General features: G+C 66.8%; 2 protein-coding genes and 2 pseudogenes. 2 read left to right on the top strand and 2 right to left on the bottom strand.

Annotated elements, in window-relative coordinates:
- Window positions 1-90 precede the first annotated feature (90 nt).
- Window positions 91-258, bottom strand: a pseudogene (locus ABTZ99_RS44940) (IS481 family transposase); the annotation flags it as partial.
- 10 nt (window positions 259-268) lie between these two features.
- A pseudogene (locus ABTZ99_RS44935) lies at window positions 269-493 on the bottom strand (IS481 family transposase); the annotation flags it as partial.
- Between the two features lie 124 nt (window positions 494-617).
- Between ABTZ99_RS44935 and ABTZ99_RS44930 the strand changes: the two are divergent.
- Window positions 618-857, top strand: a complete 240-nt coding sequence (locus ABTZ99_RS44930) for a BrnT family toxin (RefSeq protein WP_499619287.1) — start codon at window positions 618-620, stop codon at window positions 855-857.
- Between the two features lie 5 nt (window positions 858-862).
- Window positions 863-1,357, top strand: a complete 495-nt coding sequence (locus tag ABTZ99_RS44925) for a hypothetical protein (protein WP_498780571.1) — start codon at window positions 863-865, stop codon at window positions 1,355-1,357.
- The last annotated feature ends 151 nt before the right edge of the window (window positions 1,358-1,508 follow it).

Raw genomic sequence — 1,508 nt, 5'->3', positions numbered from 1 at the left:
CATACAACAGCGGTATGCGGCCCATTCGGCCGCACCGCCGGGAACCACCTCAGGCGCGACTCTCATCGAACGAGACTTGTGAAACAGGCGCTAGCTGTACTGCCCGGGGAGGTTGGGGACGCGGCTGGCTGGTGGTTGGCCGCCCAGTGCGGTGTGGCCGCGGTGGTGGTTGTAGGTGTGCAGCCCGTGTGGCAGTGCGGCTCGGCGTTCGGCTTCGAACCGGTAGGGCTGGGCGTAGGCCCATTCGTCGAGCAGGGTGTACCCCGCCGAGCAGGTAGGCGATGCGGGTCGGACCCCACCGCCGCGCCAGGCGGACCTTCACGATCCGGCGTTCGCAGCGGGTGGGCAGGCGACGCGGGCTGTGGTGCGGTCGGCTGCAACGGTCGGTCGTGCCCGCCTCGCCCAGCACGCGACAACGCAAGGCCCAGTGGGCGGTGGTCGGCTAGACCTGGAACCGCTCGGCCGCGCGTCGCAACGGCCGGCCCTCGTCCACGGCGCACCCGGCAGGTCGCCGCCGTCAGGTGCCGGGCATGCCTCCCGGCACCACACGCGGCAGTGACCACGCAATGCGTTCGTATTACACTTGGGTCGGTGTTCCGTGGTGTCAAGGACAGCAAGTGGTCGGCGACCACATCGCCCGACACGATGTGACCTTGGACGAGGTGAGGGAGGCGATCCTCGAACGTCCGTACTGGCAGGCCGAAGGCCGGGACGACACGATCTTGATGTACGGCCGCACCTATGCGGGACGGTATCTGTTCGTGGTGGCCGCCGAAGACAACGGTGAAGCGTTCATCGTGACCGCGCGGGACATGACACCCAGTGAGAAGAAGACCTTCCTGAGGAAGGCACGGTGATGACAATGGCAAAGCGAAACGAGTCCCTTCCTCGTCCGGTCGAAGACCTTGAGGCGCTGGCCGCTCACTACGACACCCATGACACGTCGGCCGAAATCGAGCATGGCGAGTGGGTTGATCCGCGTCCGATGCAAACCACGTCCCTTCGATTGCCGGGTGACGTCGTCGACGCGCTCAAGGCGCTCGCGCAGACGCGCGGTATGCGCTACACGGCATTGGTTCGAGAGATCATCGAGCACGCGGTCAACGGTGTGCGCCTCGCGGAGAGCGAGGAATTCGCGCGGATCAACGAGCGACTGGCCCGCATCGAGGCCGCCGTCGTCCCGCAGCCCGAGGAGCCGCCAAGTAAACGTCCAGCGAGGAAGAACCCCGCATCGGGCTCCAAGAAGGCCAAGATCCCCGCGGTCCACGGACGGACCCCCCGGGTGGTGGCCGCAGCGCCTGCATCCACAGCGAAGGGGTACGTCGGCTCTGGTCGCAGGGCGGCAGGGAAGGGCTGAGGCGGTCACGAGGAGGCCAACCCTCCACCACCTCCCCTCCAGCAGAAGGGTTTCGTGTCATCCCGCCGACCTGTCGGTGGGGTTTAAAGCAAAACCCACCCCAAAACACCCCCCCCCCCGACAACCCCCCCCGCCCACAAAAAAACCGCCC

The organism is Actinosynnema sp. NPDC002837, from assembly GCF_040295345.1.
Classification (GTDB): Bacteria; Actinomycetota; Actinomycetes; order Mycobacteriales; family Pseudonocardiaceae; genus Actinosynnema.
The sequence above is the reverse complement of the archived record's forward strand: the minus strand, read 5'-3'. Positions and strand labels throughout refer to the sequence as shown.

Excerpts from the sequence above, each read along its gene's own strand:
- ABTZ99_RS44925 (WP_498780571.1), top strand. The coding sequence starts at position 863 with ATGGCAAAGCGAAACGAGTCCCTTCCTCGTCCGGTCGAAGACCTTGAG.